This window comes from Bradyrhizobium sp. CCGB12 (assembly GCF_024199845.1).
Classification (GTDB): Bacteria; Pseudomonadota; Alphaproteobacteria; order Rhizobiales; family Xanthobacteraceae; genus Bradyrhizobium.
In genome coordinates this window covers 2,989,139-3,006,014 of record NZ_JANADO010000001.1, presented here as the reverse complement: position 1 = coordinate 3,006,014, position 16,876 = coordinate 2,989,139, and the positions used below count along the sequence as shown (strand labels likewise).

Annotated in this window: 15 protein-coding genes; 4 read left to right on the top strand and 11 right to left on the bottom strand. The window is 65.4% G+C overall.

What is annotated here, in order from left to right:
- Position 1: 1 nt before the first annotated feature.
- From aat to NLM27_RS14370, 10 genes are all read right to left on the bottom strand, one after another.
- Positions 2-682: a leucyl/phenylalanyl-tRNA--protein transferase gene (gene aat, locus NLM27_RS14415; protein ID WP_254143931.1), complete on the bottom strand. Its 681-nt coding sequence runs from the start codon at positions 680-682 to the stop codon at positions 2-4.
- A 62-nt stretch (positions 683-744) separates the two neighbouring features.
- A complete protein-coding gene (locus NLM27_RS14410; protein WP_254143930.1) occupies positions 745-1,848 on the bottom strand; it encodes a sensor histidine kinase in 1,104 nt (367 codons plus the stop codon).
- On the bottom strand, positions 1,845-2,285 hold the full coding sequence (locus NLM27_RS14405) for a response regulator (protein ID WP_254143929.1): 441 nt from the start codon (positions 2,283-2,285) through the stop codon (positions 1,845-1,847). The genes NLM27_RS14410 and NLM27_RS14405 overlap by 4 nt, the downstream gene beginning before the upstream one ends.
- Entirely contained in the window at positions 2,282-3,802 is a 1,521-nt protein-coding gene (locus NLM27_RS14400; RefSeq protein ID WP_254143928.1) for a CHASE3 domain-containing protein, read from the bottom strand. The genes NLM27_RS14405 and NLM27_RS14400 overlap by 4 nt, the downstream gene beginning before the upstream one ends.
- A 106-nt stretch (positions 3,803-3,908) precedes the next feature.
- The gene (accC, locus tag NLM27_RS14395; RefSeq protein WP_254143927.1) at positions 3,909-5,267 is read right to left on the bottom strand and encodes an acetyl-CoA carboxylase biotin carboxylase subunit; all 1,359 of its coding nucleotides are present in this window, start codon (positions 5,265-5,267) and stop codon (positions 3,909-3,911) included.
- A gap of 79 nt (positions 5,268-5,346) precedes the next feature.
- On the bottom strand, positions 5,347-5,838 hold the full coding sequence (gene accB, locus NLM27_RS14390) for an acetyl-CoA carboxylase biotin carboxyl carrier protein (protein WP_254143926.1): 492 nt from the start codon (positions 5,836-5,838) through the stop codon (positions 5,347-5,349).
- 35 nt (positions 5,839-5,873) lie between these two features.
- Complete coding sequence (gene aroQ, locus NLM27_RS14385; protein ID WP_254143925.1) at positions 5,874-6,341, bottom strand: type II 3-dehydroquinate dehydratase; 468 nt, start codon at positions 6,339-6,341, stop codon at positions 5,874-5,876.
- A gap of 257 nt (positions 6,342-6,598) precedes the next feature.
- On the bottom strand, positions 6,599-7,396 hold the full coding sequence (locus tag NLM27_RS14380; protein WP_254143924.1) for a DUF1236 domain-containing protein: 798 nt from the start codon (positions 7,394-7,396) through the stop codon (positions 6,599-6,601).
- A gap of 227 nt (positions 7,397-7,623) precedes the next feature.
- On the bottom strand, positions 7,624-8,391 hold the full coding sequence (locus NLM27_RS14375; RefSeq protein ID WP_254143923.1) for a DsbA family protein: 768 nt from the start codon (positions 8,389-8,391) through the stop codon (positions 7,624-7,626).
- A gap of 100 nt (positions 8,392-8,491) precedes the next feature.
- Positions 8,492-9,886 (bottom strand): M48 family metalloprotease, encoded by a 1,395-nt coding sequence (locus NLM27_RS14370; RefSeq protein WP_254143922.1) that lies wholly within the window; start codon positions 9,884-9,886, stop codon positions 8,492-8,494.
- 210 nt (positions 9,887-10,096) lie between these two features.
- Between NLM27_RS14370 and NLM27_RS14365 the strand changes: the two genes are divergently transcribed.
- From NLM27_RS14365 to NLM27_RS14350, 4 genes are all read left to right on the top strand, one after another.
- Entirely contained in the window at positions 10,097-11,284 is a 1,188-nt protein-coding gene (locus NLM27_RS14365; protein WP_254143921.1) for a pyridoxal phosphate-dependent aminotransferase, read from the top strand.
- Positions 11,285-11,374: 90 nt separating this feature from the next.
- Positions 11,375-11,932: a biotin transporter BioY gene (locus NLM27_RS14360; protein ID WP_254148824.1), complete on the top strand. Its 558-nt coding sequence runs from the start codon at positions 11,375-11,377 to the stop codon at positions 11,930-11,932.
- A gap of 84 nt (positions 11,933-12,016) precedes the next feature.
- Positions 12,017-13,351 carry a dicarboxylate/amino acid:cation symporter gene (locus NLM27_RS14355; RefSeq protein ID WP_254143920.1) on the top strand — a complete coding sequence of 445 codons (1,335 nt, stop codon included), beginning with the start codon at positions 12,017-12,019 and terminating at the stop codon, positions 13,349-13,351.
- A gap of 193 nt (positions 13,352-13,544) precedes the next feature.
- The gene (locus NLM27_RS14350) at positions 13,545-15,614 is read left to right on the top strand and encodes a tetratricopeptide repeat protein (RefSeq protein ID WP_254143919.1); all 2,070 of its coding nucleotides are present in this window, start codon (positions 13,545-13,547) and stop codon (positions 15,612-15,614) included.
- Here the strand turns inward: NLM27_RS14350 and NLM27_RS14345 are convergent.
- Positions 15,611-16,843: an FAD-binding oxidoreductase gene (locus NLM27_RS14345; RefSeq protein WP_254143918.1), complete on the bottom strand. Its 1,233-nt coding sequence runs from the start codon at positions 16,841-16,843 to the stop codon at positions 15,611-15,613. The genes NLM27_RS14350 and NLM27_RS14345 overlap by 4 nt on opposite strands.
- Positions 16,844-16,876 lie beyond the last annotated feature (33 nt).

Sequence of the window (16,876 nt, the reverse complement as noted above, 5' to 3'; positions counted from 1 at the left end):
ATTATTGTCGTGCAGTGATGATCTCGAGCGCACGCGCGCCCGGGATCGCTTCACCGGCCGAGAGCTTCAGGAAATCGCCGGGCTCGCCCGCGAGCGCCTTGTCGAGCAGCGCGGTGTAACGCCGCCGCGAAATCTCGACCGCGCCAAAACTCTTCAAATGCTCGGTGACATATTGCGTGTCGAGCAGCTCGAAGCCGCCATGGATGAGCCGCGCGACCAGGTGCACCAGCGCGACCTTCGAGGCATCGCGCGCGGTGTGGAACATGCTCTCGCCGAAGAAGGCGCGCCCCAGGCTGACGCCGTAGAGCCCGCCGACGAGATCGTCGCCCTGCCAGGCCTCGACGCTGTGGCAATGGCCGAGCTCGAAGAGGCCGCCATAGAGGTCGCGGATGCGCTTGTTGATCCAGGTGTCCTCGCGCCCTTCCTGCGGCGCGGCACAGCCGGCGATCGTCGCCTTGAACGCGGTATTGACGGTGACGCGGAACGTATCCGAACGCACCGTGCGCGCGAGCCGTGACGCGACGCGAAAGCCCTCGAGCGGGATGACGCCACGCAGCTCCGGCTCGACCCAGAACAGGGTCGGATCGTCGGCGCTCTCGGCCATCGGAAAGATGCCGCAGGCATAGGCGCGCAGCAGAACGGCCGGCGTGATTTCAGACGAGGCAGAGTCGCGCGAATTCATGACCTGCGACAATAGCAGGATCGCGAGTTGGTTGCGATGGGTGGCGCACCGAACGGCTAAAGTCAGCTAGCGGCCGCCGTGTTGGGCTTGTCGGGGGCCAGGGGCACGCGGCGGAACCTGAGCACGACGCGGGTTCCGCTATGGGCGGGATCGCGATCGACGGATGCATCGAGCTTGGAGGCCATGGCCGCGACGATGCGCTGGCCCATGCCGGTGGAGCGCGGATCGGCCTTGACGTTGTCGCCGACACCGTCGTCGGTGATCGACAGCAGGAGATCGTCGCCGCGCGAGACCAGCTCGACATGGATCGGGCCGGCACCGTCGGGATAGGCATATTTCACCGCGTTCATCACCAGCTCGTTGACGATGATGCCGACGGCGACCGCACGGTCCGGATCAATCTCGATCGGCTCGGCCTTCAGCGTCAGGCGCGACATCCGGTTGCCTTCGGCCGAGCGCCTGAGGTCCTCGAGCAGGGAGTCCAGGTATTGGTTCAGGACCACGCTCTTCAGGTCCTGCGAGGTATAGAGGCGGCGGTGCACCTGCGCGACCGCGGCGACGCGGCCCATCGCATTGGTCAGCGCCGCCTTGACCTCGTCCTGCGCGGCGGAGCTCGCCTGAAGGTGCAGCAGCGAGGCGATGATCTGGAGCGAATTGCCGACGCGGTGGTTGACCTCGCGCAGCAGCAGCTCGCGTTCGGCGGCAAGCGCCGCGTAGCGGTCGCGCGAGGCGTGGACCTCGGCTTCGGCTTCCTCGCGCGCCCTCTGCAACTCGGCCTGGCGCAGCGCGCCTTCGGCGGCGACGTGGAGCAGCGGAATGAAATCGCCCTGGACGTCCTTGACCAGATAATCGGCCGCCCCCGCCTTCAGCGCGGTGACCGCGATGCTGGAATCCTGCGACGCGGTGACGAACACGACCGGCGGCGCGTCCGGAATCGCCATGATCTGCTCGAGCGTCTCCAGCCCGTCGAGGCCCGGCATGTACTGGTCGAGTGCCACGACATCGATGCCGCCCTCGGCGCCCGCGCGGCGGATGCGCTCGAGGCCTTCCTCGCCGCTCGCGGCATGGACGACCCTGTAGCCGCGCCGCGTCAGGCCGCGGTCGACCAGGCGCGCCAGCGCCCCGTCATCGTCGATGTAGAGCAGTGTTGGCGTGCGCTGGTTCATGGGGCGGCGGGCGGGACCTGGATGACCGAGAAGAACAGGCCGAGCTGCCGGATGGCATTGGCGAAATTCTCGTAGTTGACGGGCTTGGTGATGTAGACGTTGCAGCCGAGCTCGTAGCAGCGCTTGATCTCCTGGGAATCGTCCGTGGTGGTCAGCACTACCACGGGCGAGGCCTTCAGATATTTGTTCTCCTTGATCTGCTTCAGGATGTCGATCCCGGTCATGTCGGGGAGGTTGAGGTCGAGCAGGATCAAGAGCGCATTGCCCTTCTGCACGAGCCCGGAGCCATCAGGCCCGAACAGGTGCGTCATCGCATCCGTGCCGTTCTTGAAGGAGACGATCTCGTTGTTGACGCCGGACCTTCGGATGTTGCGCTCGATCAGGCGGGCGTGGCCCTCATCGTCCTCGATCATGATGATGGTGACAGGCTGGGTCATCGATCTCTGTTCCGGTTGCTCACGTTCCAGGCGATCGGCAGCGTGATGGTGAAGGTGCTGCCCGTGTTAAGTTCCGATGATACCGACATGGTGCCGCCGAGGCGACGGACAAGTGCACGCACATGCGCAAGTCCGATGCCTTGGCCGGGCTTGTCCTGGGTTCCCGCGCGGCGGAACAGGTCGAATATCCGCTGGTGATCCTTCGGGTCGATGCCGCGGCCGTTGTCGCTGATCTCGAAGATGGCATAGCCGAGCTTGGTACGCCCGCGGATTCTGATCTCGCCGGGCACGCCGCTCTTCAGGTACTTGATCGCGTTGTCGATCAGGTTGGAGAAGATCTGCTCGAGGGCGAGGCGGTCGCTCACGAGGTTTGGCAGGGGCTCGACGCGAATCTCGGCCTGCGCCTCGGCGGCCTGGTGCGCCAGCGTCGCGGCGATGGCCTCGATCAGCTCCCTTGTGTCGATCTTCACCGGCTGGAATTCGCGACGGCCCTCGCGGGTCAGGTTGAGGATGGCCGAGATCAGCCGGTCCATCTTGGCGATCGACGACTTGATGAAGCCGAGCGCTTCGGAGAAGTCCTCCGAGAGCTGCTTGTCGGCGCCCTCGAGCGCGATCTCGCCCGGCCCGGCGGGCGCCAGCGGCGGTCCGTCCGCAGGGACGAGGCTGCCGATGCGGCGAAAGATGTCGCCGCCGAGCTCCTCGAGTTCGCTGGTGAAGCCCATGATGTTGACGAGCGGCGAGCGCAGATCGTGGCTGACGATATAGGCAAAGCGCTGGATCTCGTCGTTGGCTTCGCGCAGGTCCGCCGTGCGTTCATCGACGACGGCTTCCAGATTGACGTTGGAATCGCGCAGGCGCGCCTCGGCGTCATCGCGCGCGCGCGCCGAGCGCCGCACCAGCCAGATCGAGATCAGGGCCAGCACGACGACGAGGCCGGAGCCGATGCCGGTCATGGATGCACTGAGCGTCTGGCTCCGGTCGGCACTTTCCGATCGGAGCCGGAACAGCCGCTCCTCCTCACGCATCATCGCGTTGGCGAGGTTGCTGATCGTGGTCGTGGTGGTGCCGGCGGCAGCCTCGCGGATCAGCGCCGTGGCCCTGTCGGGCTGCCCCTGCTTCACGAAGGTCATCTCGCGCGAGAACTGCTCCAGCCGGGTCTCGATCGCCGCGCTCAGCTTCTCGATGCTGTCGCGTTGGGACGAATTGTCGCCGATCTGGCGCGTGAGCCTGTCGAGCGCCGGAACGATCGCCGCGACGGCCTTCTCATGATCGGATTGGAAATCCGGGCCCTGGGTCAGGAGAAAGCCCCGGACGCTGCTCTCCGCGCGCCGGACTTCGAGCAGGAGGGCGTTGATCTGATTCTCTACCTCGATGGTGTGAACCACCCATTTGCTGTCGCCCCGCGCCTTGTTGACGAGGTAGACGGAGCCGGCGCTGATCACGGTCAGCACCAGAAGGCCCGCCGAAAGCAGCAGGATCTGCAAGAGTGCGCGCCGTCGATGACCTTCAGCCGTCACGACGGTTCACCTGTTTATGGTCAATGGAGTTCAAAACGCCCCCTTGGAACTGGCCCCAACCGTCCAGAACGCGATTGCGGCCAAAGGGTTCCATAAGAGACGAAGTCTATCTCGGGGCCGGTTCCGCCTTGCCGGCCAAATACTGTTCCAGCCAGTGAATGTGGTAGTCGCCGTTGATAATATCGTCTTCGCGGACCAGCGCACGGAACAGCGGCAGCGTGGTCTCGATGCCCTCGACCACCATTTCGTCGAGCGCCCGGCGCAGCCGCATCAGGCATTCGGCGCGGGTCTTGCCGTGCACGATCAGCTTTCCGACGAGCGAATCGTAATAGGGCGGGATCGTGTAACCTTGATAGACGGCGGAATCGATCCGGACGCCCAGTCCGCCGGGCGGATGATATTGCAGGATCCGGCCAGGCGAGGGCCGGAAGGTCTGCGGATTCTCCGCGTTGATGCGGCACTCGATGGCATGGCCGATGACCTGGATTTCGTCCTGCTTCGCCGGCAGGTCGCCGCCGGCGGCGATGCGGATCTGCTCCAGCACGAGGTCGATGTCGGTGATGCTCTCGGTGACGGGATGCTCGACCTGGATGCGCGTGTTCATCTCGATGAAGTAGAACTCGCCGTCCTCGAACAGGAACTCGATGGTGCCGACGCCGAGATATTTCATCTCGCGCATCGCTTTGGCGCAGGTTTCACCGATCCTGGCGCGCGCAGCAGCGGCGAGGACGGGCGAGGGACCTTCTTCCCAGACCTTCTGGTGACGGCGCTGCAACGAGCAGTCGCGTTCGCCGAGATGGATGGCGCCGCCGCGGCCGTCGCCGAGGATCTGGATCTCGATGTGGCGCGGCTTCTGGAGGTATTTTTCCAGATAGACGGAGGCATCGCCAAAGGCGGACTTGGCCTCGTTCGCCGCCGTCGACAAGGCCACCTGGAGGTCGGCCTCGCTGTGGGCGACCTTCATGCCACGGCCGCCGCCGCCAGCTGCCGCCTTGACCAGCACGGGGAAGCCGATCTTCTTCGCGATCGCCATCGCGTCGTCACCGGGAGCGACCGCGCCGTCGGAGCCGGGCACCACGGGAATGCCGAGGCGCTTGGCGGTCTTCTTGGCCTCGATCTTGTCGCCCATCAGGCGGATGTGCTCGGCCTTCGGGCCGATGAAATGCAGATTGTGCTCTGCAAGGATTTCCGCAAAGCGCGCGTTCTCCGACAGGAAGCCGTAGCCGGGATGCACTGCATCCGCGCCGGTGATCTCGCAGGCCGCGAGCAGCGCCGGCACGTTGAGATAACTGTCCTTGGAGGGTGGCGGCCCGATGCAAACGCTCTCATCCGACAGGCGCACATGCATGGCATCGGCGTCGGCGGTGGAGTGCACGGCGACGGTCGCGATCCCGAGCTCCTTGCAGGCCCGGAGGATGCGAAGGGCGATCTCGCCGCGATTGGCTATGAGGATCTTGTCGAACATGGTGCCTCGGGGCGAATAGGGAATAGCGAATGGCGAATAGGGAGGAGTAACTATTCGCTACTCGCTATTCGTCACTCCCTCACTCAATGATCACCAGCGGCTCGCCGTACTCGACCGGCTGGCCATCCTCGACCAGGATCTGCGTCACCGTGCCGGCGCGCGGCGAGGGGATCTGGTTCATCGTCTTCATGGCTTCGATGATCAGCAGGGTCTGGCCGACCGAGACCTTGGTGCCGACCTCGATGAACGGCTTGGCGCCCGGCTCCGGCGCCCAATAGGCGGTGCCTACCATCGGCGAGATCACCGCGCCCGGATGCTTAGACAGGTCGGCTACGGCCGTTGCGGGCGCGGCGGCTGTGGCCGTCGGCAGGGCGACGGGAGCGGCGGCCATCGGCATCGGCATGGTCGCGGCCACGCTGATGTTGCGGGCGACGCGCAGGCGCAGGCCCGCCCGTTCGATCTCGATCTCGGTGAGGCTGGTCTCATCGAGCAGCAAGGCAAGCTCGCGGATGAGCGCGGAATCCTCGCTGGAAAATTTTGCGGCTGCTTTGTCGTCTGGCTGGCGCGCCATGTTGTTTGATCCGAATGTTCTGTTGGAAGGGGGCGTCAGGCTTTGGGCTTGATGTCGAGCTTGGCGGCAAGGCCCTGGATGGCAAGGCGGTAGCCCTCGATGCCGAAACCGCAGAGCGAGCCGAAGGCCGCGCGGGCGGTGTAGGAGTGATGGCGGAAACTCTCGCGGGCGTGGATGTTGGTCACGTGCACTTCGACGGTCGGGATCTGCACCGCGAGCAGCGCGTCGTGGAGCGCGATCGAGGTGTGCGAATAGCCGCCGGCATTGATGATGATGCCCTTCATCTTGCGCGCATGCGCCTCGTGGATGAAATCGATCAACTCGCCTTCGCGATTGGACTGCCGGCAGTCGGCCTTGAGGCCGAACGTCGCCGCCGTCTCGCGGCACAGCGCCTCGACGTCAGCCAGCGTCGCGTGTCCATACTTTTCGGGTTCGCGCGTCCCCAGCATGTTGAGGTTCGGCCCGTTCAGGACGAGGATCGTGTCGGTTGCAGGTTCGGCCATTCCAATCCCTGAAGAGGTGCTTCGGCGTGGCGGGGGTTATAGGTAACAAAGCGCGTGAGGGGAAGCCTTGAAGGGCCTGCCAGGGGGCTTGAACCACCTCATCCAGTGCGCAAAAACCTGTGCGGAAACTGCGGAAATTGCTTGTTAACCAGCTCTAGTCGTGGCTGCCGGGCGGTCCCGGCAGGGTCGGCCTACAAAAGGCCAAAAACCCCTGCCGATTTCCCGGCAGGGGCTGATTTGGGCTTCAGCGAGACAGCTTAGCCTTCGATGATGTAGACGATCTCGCGCGTCTGCGGACGGACGATCACGTACTGGCCGCGGACGAAGATCACTTCATAGCCACGCCACTGCGGGTAGATCTCGACGATCCGGGGCGGCAGGGGGTGGAAGTGGACGGACGCCGGGACCGCGGTACCGACCGCGATGTTGAAGTTGACGTTGGTCGTCTCCTCGATCTTGGTCGACTTGATCGCAGTCGAGATTTCGGTCCGCTTCTCGGCGGGCGGCGCCGCGGCAGTCGCGGAGGCGTTGCCCGTCGTGGTCTGAGACTTGGTGTCGGTGCTGCCCTTCTGGTTCTCGGCATTGTTGGTCGAGGTGCCGCTCTTGCTGCCCTCAGCCTTCATATCCTTCTGGTCCTTGCTGCCGGACTTGCCGGTGTCCTGGCTCATGCTCTTGGACTTGTCCTGCTGGGACTTGTCCTGGGCGCGTTCGTCGCTGCGCTGGCCCTTGGTGGCGCCGGCCTTGTCCTCGGCGGCGTTCTTGTGCATCGCGCCGCCCGTGGACTTCTCGTCCTTCATCGAGCCCGACTTGTCTTCGGAAGCGCGATCGGACTTCATCGTGCCGGACTGGCCGACGGTGCCCTTGTCATGGCTCATAGAATCGCGACCCATCGAGCCGCCGCGCTCGGCGCCGCCGGAGGGCTGCGAGTGCTGCTGCGTCTGTGCGCCGCCGGCGCCGCCACCGCTGTCGCGGTTCATGGTGCCCTGTGCGTTCGCCAGTCCGGTGCCTGCGACGAGCGCGACTGCGGCAACCGAGATCATAAAGCGGTTCAACATCGAAATTCTCCTCACGTGTTTCTTTGCGTCATTGCCCGCGCCGACAACGAAAGGAGGTTTGAGTTGTTCCGGAACTTCGCCTGTTCCGCGGCATTTGTTTGTTAAACGCGAGATGAATGCGCGCGCCGGATTCGTGCCAGGATTCGTCCCACGAAAAAGGCCGGCGGTTTGGCCGGCCTCTTCGCATTCATTTGGGTTGTGAAAGGCGCGATCAGCAAGTCGCCTTCTTAACAGGTCGCTTTGCCGCAGCGGGCGATGCCGATTTTTTCCCTGAGACCTTCGACGCCGACGGCGCCGATCACGATCTGCTTGCCGATCACGTAGCTCGGCGTGCCGTTCATGCCCATCGCTTCGGCGAGCTTGAAGTTCTCCTCGATGGTGGCGCGCACCTCAGGGCTGGCGATGTCCTTCTCGATTCTGGCGGTGTCGAGGCCGGCCTCCTTGGCCGCCTGAAGCGCACGCGCCTTGTCCGCGGCGCCGCGACCGCCGAGCAGCTTCTGGTGGAAGTCGAGATATTTCTTGCCGGAGGGATCCTGCATGCGCACCGCGACGGCGACCTGGGCCGCTTCGACCGAGCCCTGGCTCAGCACCGGAAACTCCTTCAGCACGACCTTCAGCTTCGGATCGCTCTTCATGAGGTCGAGCATGTCGCCCATGGCGCGCTTGCAGTAGCCGCAATTGTAGTCGAAGAACTCGACGAAGGTGACGTCGCCGTCCTTGTTGCCGAGCACCACTTGGCGCGGAGAGTTGAAGATCGCGTCGGCATTCTGCGCGATGCTGGCCTCGTGCTTCTGCGTTTCGGCCGCGGCCTGGCGCTTGCTGAGCTCGGCCATGGCCTCCTCGAGCACCTCGGGATGGCTGACGAGATAGTTCTTGATGATCGCCTCGATGTCGGTGCGCTGGGCATCGGAGAAGCTGTCGGCCGACACGGGTGCGGCTGCGCCGAACATGGCGAGCGCAAACAGCGCGGGAGCAAGCAGGCGCAGCGAAGGCATGGGCAAATCCTCTTATCCAAAGCAGGGTTTCGATAAAACGTCCCGGCGAACTCAAGCTCGATGTCGTGACGTCGTGGTGTCGGGCGTCGTTTGTGTTGCGTCAGTTGCGCGGCGGCTTGGCCGCCACGATGTCGTCGGCCTTGACCCATCCGGGCGTGCCGACGGCGAAACGGGTTTTCGCGCGCGTGGCGAGCTCGCGGGCGGTCTTGTTGTCGCCGCGCAAGTAGGCGGCTTGCGCCGACGCGAGATCCGCCTCGGCATAGTCTCCCTTCCGGCCATAGGCCATCGCGAGCTGGGTATAGCCGAGCGCAGCCTCGGGCTCTCGTGCCACCGCGGCGCGGAGAATCCGAATGGCGTCGTCGGTGTAGGCCTTATTATCGGTTCCAACCAGAGCCTGCCCAAGTAACATCTCGATGAGGGGCGCGTTGTTCGAAAGCTGCGCCGCCTTGCGCAGGGGAGCGATGGCCTCGGCCGCCTTGCCGCTTTCCAGCAAGGCCTGGCCGCGCACCTCGTGGAAGTACGGATTGTTCGGCTGGACCTGGATCAGCGCGTCGATCTGGGCGAGTGCGCTGCGTAAATCGCCATGCAGATAGGTGCTGATGGCGCGAGCATAGCGCGCCGGCATGCTGTCGTTGGTCTGGGGATAGCGGCGGTACACAGTCTCCGGCCGCTCCATGAAGGCAGAGATCTTCGCGCGCACCATGTCATGGCGGAGCTGGAGCGCCGGGTCGTCCTTCTTGTCCCAATAGGGGCTGGTGCTGGCGAACTCCTGGAGCGCGGCGACGCGCTCGGCCGGCATCGGGTGCGACTGGAGATAGGGGTCGGCACCGCGCGCGGCGAACAGGCTCTCGCTGGTGAAGCGCTTGAAGGTCTCGTACATGCCTTTCGGCGACTGTCCCGTCGCGGTCAGGAATTTCACGCCGGCGCGGTCTGCGTTCTCCTCCTGCTGGCGCTGGTAGGACAGCAGCGAACGGCGGATCATCTCCTGCGGGCCGGCGAGCGCGGCCGCGCCGGCATTGGCCAGCCCGTTGTTGCCGGAGCCGCGCGTGCTGCCGGCAGCGATGGCGCCGGCGCCGAGCAGCATCGCGATGATCATCTGGGTCTGGGCCGTGGCGAGCTGCTCGCGCAGCTTGGACAGATGGCCGCCCGCCAGATGCCCGGTCTCGTGCGCGAGCACGCCGATGATCTGGTTCGGTGTCTCGGACTGGAGGATCGCGCCGTAATTGACGAAGATGCGGCGGCCGTCCGCAACGAAGGCGTTGAACGAGCCGTCGTTGATGATCACCATCTGGATGTTCTGCTTCTCCAGACCGGCGACGCGCAGGATCGGGCGGGTATATTCGCGCAGGAGCTGCTCGGTTTCGGTGTCGCGCAGGACCGGCGGTCCCTTGACCTGCGCGCGCGCGGCCGAGAACGGCGTCAGCACGATCGCCGCGGCCGTGACGAGGACGGTGAGGGCGGAGGCCTTCTTGCGCAATGCGATCTGGAGCAACATCAAGCGGTCTGGGTCAAACGGTCTTGGTCGGCAGTTTCGTGATTGGTTTTTGGCGATTGGCGGCGGACCGGATACGCGATATGCCCTTGTGAACCGTACCCCCTTATGCGCCGTACCCCTTATGAGCCGTACAATGCGGCCAGTCTGGGGCGCAAGCGCCCCGTTTTCCGGACCGGACGGACCGGTTCGCCAGCTAAATAGCAGATATCGATGCACGATGCGACATTGAGGAACCGGTTGGGGCAGTGGCTCGAGCCCTCCCGCCGTAGCGATGTTCCCCCGTTCATGGTGATGGACGTCATGGCCGCGGCGGCCCGAATCGAGGCCGCCGGCGGCCGTGTCATCCATATGGAGGTTGGCCAGCCCGCGGCCGGCGCGCCCAGGGCCGCGATCGCGGCTGCCCATGCCGCGCTCGAGGCGGGCCGGATCGACTATACCTCGGCCCTCGGCATCCCCTCACTGCGCGAGCGCATCGGTCGGCACTATTGCGATGTCCATGGCTGCGACGTCAGCCCCGAGCGGATCGTGGTGACGACCGGCTCCTCGGGCGGATTTATCCTGGCGTTCCTGTCGCTGTTCGAGCCCGGCGATCGCGTCGCCGTGACCGTGCCGGGGTACCCCCCATACCGTCATATCCTCACCGCGCTCGGCTGCGAGCCGGTGCTGATCGAGACCACGAACGACACGCGGCACGCGCTCACCGGCGAAGCGCTGCTTGCGGCCCATCGCAAGGCGCCGCTGAAGGGCGTGCTGGTCGGCAGCCCCGCCAATCCGACGGGGACCATGATGTCCCGCGAGGCGCTCGCTGGCCTCATTGCTGCGGCGGAAGACGCCGGCATCCGCTTCATCTCCGACGAGATCTATCACGGACTCGATTATGCGTTTCCGGCCGTGACGGCGGCGGCACTGTCGGACCATGCACTCGTGATCAACTCGTTCTCGAAGTATTTTTGCATGACGGGCTGGCGCGTCGGCTGGATGGTGGTGCCCGAGATCCTGGTGCGGCCGATCGAGCGGCTGCAGCAGAACCTCTCGATCTCGGTGCCGTCGCTGTCGCAGATCGCGGCCGAGGCTGCCTTCGACGGCGCGGCCGAGATGGAGGCGATCAAGCACGGCTATCAGGAAAACCGGCGTATCCTGATCGATGGATTGCCCAAGGCCGGCTTGACCAGGTTCTTGCCCGCCGACGGCGCTTTCTATCTCTATGCCGACGTCTCGGACTTCACCTCCGATAGTTTTGAGTTCGCCAAGCAGATGCTGGAACAGGCCCAAGTTGCGGCGACGCCGGGTCTCGATTTCGATCCCATCCATGGACGCTCCTTCATTCGCTTTTCCTACGCACGTTCGCCCGAAGAGATGCGCGAGGCAGTTGACCGGATCGCCCACTGGCTTAAATAGCCGCCAGTTTTGGTCCATGTCCGGAGTTCAACTTTGTCTGACCGATCTGCCTCGCGCGCCGCCGCTCCGCATTCACCTCTCGCCGCACTGATGTGGCCGACCCGACCGGGCGAAACCGTCGGCGCGGTGCGCGCCTTCGTGCTGATCGCGCTCGGCACCGCCTTGATGGCGCTGTCAGCGAAGGTGAACCTGCCGCTGCCTTACGTGCCCATGACATTGCAGACGCTGGTCGTGCTGATGATTGGTGCCGCCTATGGCTGGCGGCTTGGCAGCGCAACCATGATCGCCTACCTCGCGGAAGGCGCGATGGGGTTGCCAGTCTTCGCCGGCCCGGTGGGTGGAATTGCACCTCTGGTCGGGCCGACCGCGGGCTATCTGTTCGGTTTCGTTGCGGCAGCCTTCGTGACCGGCTGGCTCGCCGAGCGCGGCTGGGATCGCAGCGTGGTGCTGCTGTTTGCGGCCATGGCCATTGGCCATATCGTCATTCTCGCCGCAGGCTTCGGCTGGCTGGCCTTCGGCCTCGGCCTTGGCGTTGCGAAGGCCTGGCAGGTCGGGCTTGCGCCGTTCATCGCGGCTTCACTGGTCAAGAACGCGCTCGGCGCGACGCTGATGCCGGCGGTGCGCCGGATCGTCGATCGCCGCGGGTAAAACGCGCCGTAGCGAGCAGTTCCAATTGACAGGGCCGGCCAAGTTGATCTTGGCTGGCTCTGAGTTTTGAGGGGGAGTGAAACGATGACGACGACAACGATGGCGGGGGCGCCGGTCGCGCCGCCCGCAGCAAAGCCGTGGTACAAGGTTCTCTACGTGCAGGTGCTGATCGCCATCGTGCTCGGCGCCATCGTCGGCTGGCTCTGGCCACAGTTCGCCACCAACGACTGGATCAAGGCGATGGGCGACGGCTTCATCAAGCTGATCAAGATGGTGATCGCCCCGATCATCTTCTGCACCGTCGTCTCGGGCATCGCCCACATCCAGGACGCCAAGAAGGTCGGCCGCATCGGCGTCAAGGCGCTGGTCTATTTCGAGGTTGTCTCGACCTTCGCGCTGGTGATCGGACTCATCATCGGCAATCTGGTGAAACCAGGCGCAGGCTTCGGCAATGCGGCGGCAAACGAGGCGGCCGTGGCAAATTACGCCAAGCAGGCCGCCGGTCAGAAGTCCGTCGACTTCGTGCTGCACATCATTCCCGACACCGTGGTTGGCGCGTTCGCGCAGGGCGAGATCCTCCAGGTGCTGCTGTTCTCGGTGCTGTTCGGCTTCGCGATCATGAGTCTCGGCGAGCGTGGCCACACCATCCGCAGCTTCATCGACGACGCCGCCCACGCCGTGTTCGGCGTCATCTCCATCGTGATGCGCGCCGCGCCTATCGGTGCGTTCGGTGCGATGGCCTACACGATCGGCAAGTTCGGCACCGGCGCGATCCTCAACCTGGTCGGGCTGATCGCGACGTTCTACGTCACCGCGGCGCTGTTCGTGTTCGTCGTGCTCGGCACCATCGCGCGTATGGCCGGGTTCTCGATCTTCAAGTTCCTGGCCTACATCAAGGACGAACTGCTGATCGTGCTCGGCACATCCTCCTCGGAAAGCGCGCTGCCGTCCCTGATGGAGAAGCTGGAGCGGCTCGGCTGCTCCAAATCGGTGGTCGGCCTGGTGGTGCCCACGGGTTACTCGTTCAACCTCGACGGCACCAACATCTACATGACGCTGGCGACGCTCTTCATCGCACAAGCGCTCGGCTTCGATCTCTCCTTCAGCCAGCAGCTGACCATCCTGGTCGTGGCGATGCTGACCTCGAAGGGCGCCTCAGGCATCACCGGCGCCGGCTTCATCACGCTGGCGGCAACGCTCGCGGTGGTCGATCCGCGGCTCGTGCCGGGCATGGCGATCGTGCTCGGCATCGACAAGTTCATGAGCGAGTGCCGCGCGCTGACCAATCTGTGCGGCAACGGCGTCGCCTGCGTGGTCGTCGCCTGGTGGGAAGGCGAGCTCGACCGCGACAAGCTCAACGCCAACCTCGCCAAGCAGATCGATCCGACCGACATGGAGACGGCGATCACGACGGACTGATCGGACATCGCATCTGGTGGCGCTCGCTGCGCCGTCCGGTCTTGAAGGAGCAGGGCTGGTCGAGATTCCTCGACCAGCCCTTTTCTATGGGCGCGAATTGCGCCGCGCTTTCTTGACGGAATTTGCCAGCTCGCGCGTTTAACCGGCATCTCGGACCTCGAAGGGATCGGTGGGTGTCGTGGGCGATGCGGCTGTGAATCGAATTGTGTTGCAGGCGGCGGAGCATTTTGCGGCAGGAAGGCCGGGCGAAGCCGATGCGCTCTGCGCCCGGGTGCTGAAGGCCGAGCCGGACTACGTGCCGGCGCTGCATCTTGCGGCGGTGGCCGCCTTCGTCACCGATCGTGCGGCCGCGGGGGCAATGCTGCTCGGCCGGGTCTTCAGAATCGATCCGGACCATGCGCCGGCGCTGGTCACGCTCGGCGATGCGCTTGCGGTGAAGGGCGAGCAGGAGGGTGCAGTAGCGGCATTCCGGCGTGCTCTGGTCCGGCGGCCGGACGATGCCGGGCTGCACAACAAGCTGGGCGTGGCGCTCGGAGAGCTCGGGCGCTTCGATGAGGCCGAGGCCGCTTATCGCCGCGCGCTCGCGCTCGATGCGCATCTCACGCGGGCCTGCTTCAATCTTGCCATCCTGCTCGCGGAGCAGGGGCGGCTCACCGAGGCCGAACAGGCCTATCGCGCGGTCGTTGCGAGGGAGCCCGGCTATTGCGGGCTCTGGCTCAATCTCGGCAACGTCCTTGCGGACCAGAACCGGCTCAACGAAGCCGAGGCCGCCTATCGTCGCGCCCTCGAGACCGATCCGGACGATCCCGGGCTGCTCTGCAATCTCGGCGCGGTGCTTTATCGGCAAGGATTGCTCGAGGACGCGATCGTTCAATACCGCCGCGCCATCGCGCACGAGCCGGACAATGGTTCCGCGCTGCGCCTGCTCGGTCTCGTCCTGCACGAGGCCGGTCATCTGCCCGAGGCCGCCGAGATCTATCAGCGGGTCTTTGCGCGCGATTCATCGGATCACGTCATCGCCAGCAACCTCGGGGCCTGTCTCTCCGAGCTCGGCACCCTGGATCGGGCCATTGCCGCCTGCGAGCACGCGCTGCTGCTCAAGCCCGATTACGCTCCGGCCTGGACCAATCTCGGCATCATCTTCGAGAAGCAGGACCGCGCCGAGGACGCGGTCGCCGCGCATCGCTGCGCGATCGCGGCCGATCCCGCCTATGCCAAGGGCCACGCCAATCTCGCGGTGGCGCTGCGCAATGCCGGCGACATCGACGAGGCGCTCGCGGTGTCGCACCGCGCGATCGCGCTCGACCCGGAGCAACCGCTCGCGCAATACAACCATGCGCATTTCCTGCTGATGAACGGCGATTTCGCTGATGGTTTCGAGGCCTATCGCTGGCGGCGCAAATGCAAGACGCTGACGGATGGCGATGTCACGTTCAGCGAGCCGGAATGGCAGGGCGAGCCGCTACATGGCCGCACGTTGCTGCTGTTTGCCGAATACGGGCTCGGCGATGTCCTGCATTTCGTGCGCTATGTGCCGATGGTGGCCGCGCGCGGGGGGAAGATCGTCCTCCAGGTGCAGCCCGCGCTTGCGACGCTGCTGCGGCAGCTCCCCGATGTCACCGTGATCGCGCGCGGCGAAAGGTTGCCGTCGTTCGATCTGCAGCTGCCATTGATGAGCCTGCCGCGGATTTTTGGCACCACGCTCGACACCATTCCGGCCGTCGTCCCGTATCTGCATCCCGATCCGGCAAAGCTGGCCCGATGGCGCGCGGCGCTCGCAGATGCGACGGCGCTGAAGGTCGGCGTGGTCTGGGCCGGCAATATCAGGCACAAGGGCGACCGGCAGCGCTCGCTGTCGGCCGAGGCCGTGCTGCCGCGCTTCGTCATGCCCGGCGTGCAGCTCTACAGCCTGCAGAAGGAACCGCGGCCCGAAGATGCGCCGGTGCTGGCAGCGCTCGGCAAGGACATCATCGACCTGGCGCCTATGCTCGGCGATTTCTCGGACACCGCCGCAGCGGTCGCGGCGCTCGATCTCGTCATTGCGGTCGACACCTCGGTCGCCCATCTCGCCGGCGCGCTCGGCCGTCCCGTGTGGATGCTGACGCCTTACGCGCTGGACTGGCGCTGGCTGCGCGAGCGCGAAGACAGTCCGTGGTATCCGACCATGCGGCTGTTCCGCCAGCGCGCCCCGCGCGAATGGGACGATCCGCTGATGCGCCTAACGGCCGCGCTCGCGGTCTTCGCCGCGAAGGCCGACAGCTAGAAGCGCTCCGGCCGGTAAGGCGCGGGATCGATCGCCGGCGTCTCGCCGCTCATGATCTCGGCGAGCAGGCGTCCGGTCGCGGGCCCCAGCGTAAATCCCTGGTGGCCGTGGCCGAAATTCATCCACAGGCCCGGGTGACGCGGCGCTTGCCCCAGCACCGGCAGCATGTCGGGCGTGCAGGGGCGGGTGCCGAACCACGGATCGGGCTCGACTCGCTTGCCGAGGTCGATCAGCTCCCGCGCGGAGGCTTCGGCGCTGGCGAGCTGCACGGGCGTTGCAAGCGCATCCATGCCGGTCAATTCCGCGCCAGTGGTGATGCGGATGCCCTTCGCCATCGGCCCCATGGCGTAGCCGCCGGCCTTGTCGACCAGCGGCAGATCCAGCGCAGCGCCGCCGCTGTAATGCATGTGGTAGCCGCGCTTGCGCACCAGCGGAATGCGATAGCCGAACTTATGCAGGAGATTGGGCGACCAGGGCCCGAGCGTCACGACCGCGGCAGCGGCGTCGATGCGCCCCTGGTCGGTCTCGACCAACCAGCCCGTGGCGGTCTGCTGCAAGCTCTGGGCATCACCAAGCACAACGGTGCCGGCGAGGCGCTCGAACAAATCGGCATAGGCCGTGACCAGCGCGCCGGGATCGGACACGGTCCAGGTGTCGAGCCAATGGATCGCGCCGGGAAGGTCGTCGCGCAGGATCGGTTCGGCCTTGGCGAGTTCGGCTCCCGAGAGTGCACGGAACCTCACGCCGAATTCGCGCTGGTCTTCTTCCGCAGCCTTGACCGCGAGATCGAAGGAGGCTGCGTCGCGATGCAGATGCCGGTATCCCGCACGGCGAATGAGATTGTCGGCATGGGCTTCGCGGATGAGGATGTCGTGCTCTGCCGTTGCGTAGGCGATCAGGCGTGCCCAGGCGTCGATCGCCTCGCGATGCCGCTTCGGCGCCGAATGCCACCAGTAGCGGAGCAGGGGCTCGATATGGAGATGAAGCGACGACAGGCTGTAACGCACGTCGTTGGTGCGGCCGGTCGCGATCTTCAAGAGCGTGGCGAGGTCGCGCGGCATCGGATAGGGGCGGACCGCTTCCGCCTGGATCATCCCGGCATTGCCGTAGCTGGTCTCGCGGCCCGGCTCCCTGCGGTCGACGAGGGTGACGGACCAGCCGCGCTGCCGCAGGTGTAGCGCCGCGCTGACGCCGATCATGCCGCCGCCGAGAACGATCGCGCTTTGCATCTCGAAGAATCCTCCTGTCAGACCGTCTGGTGG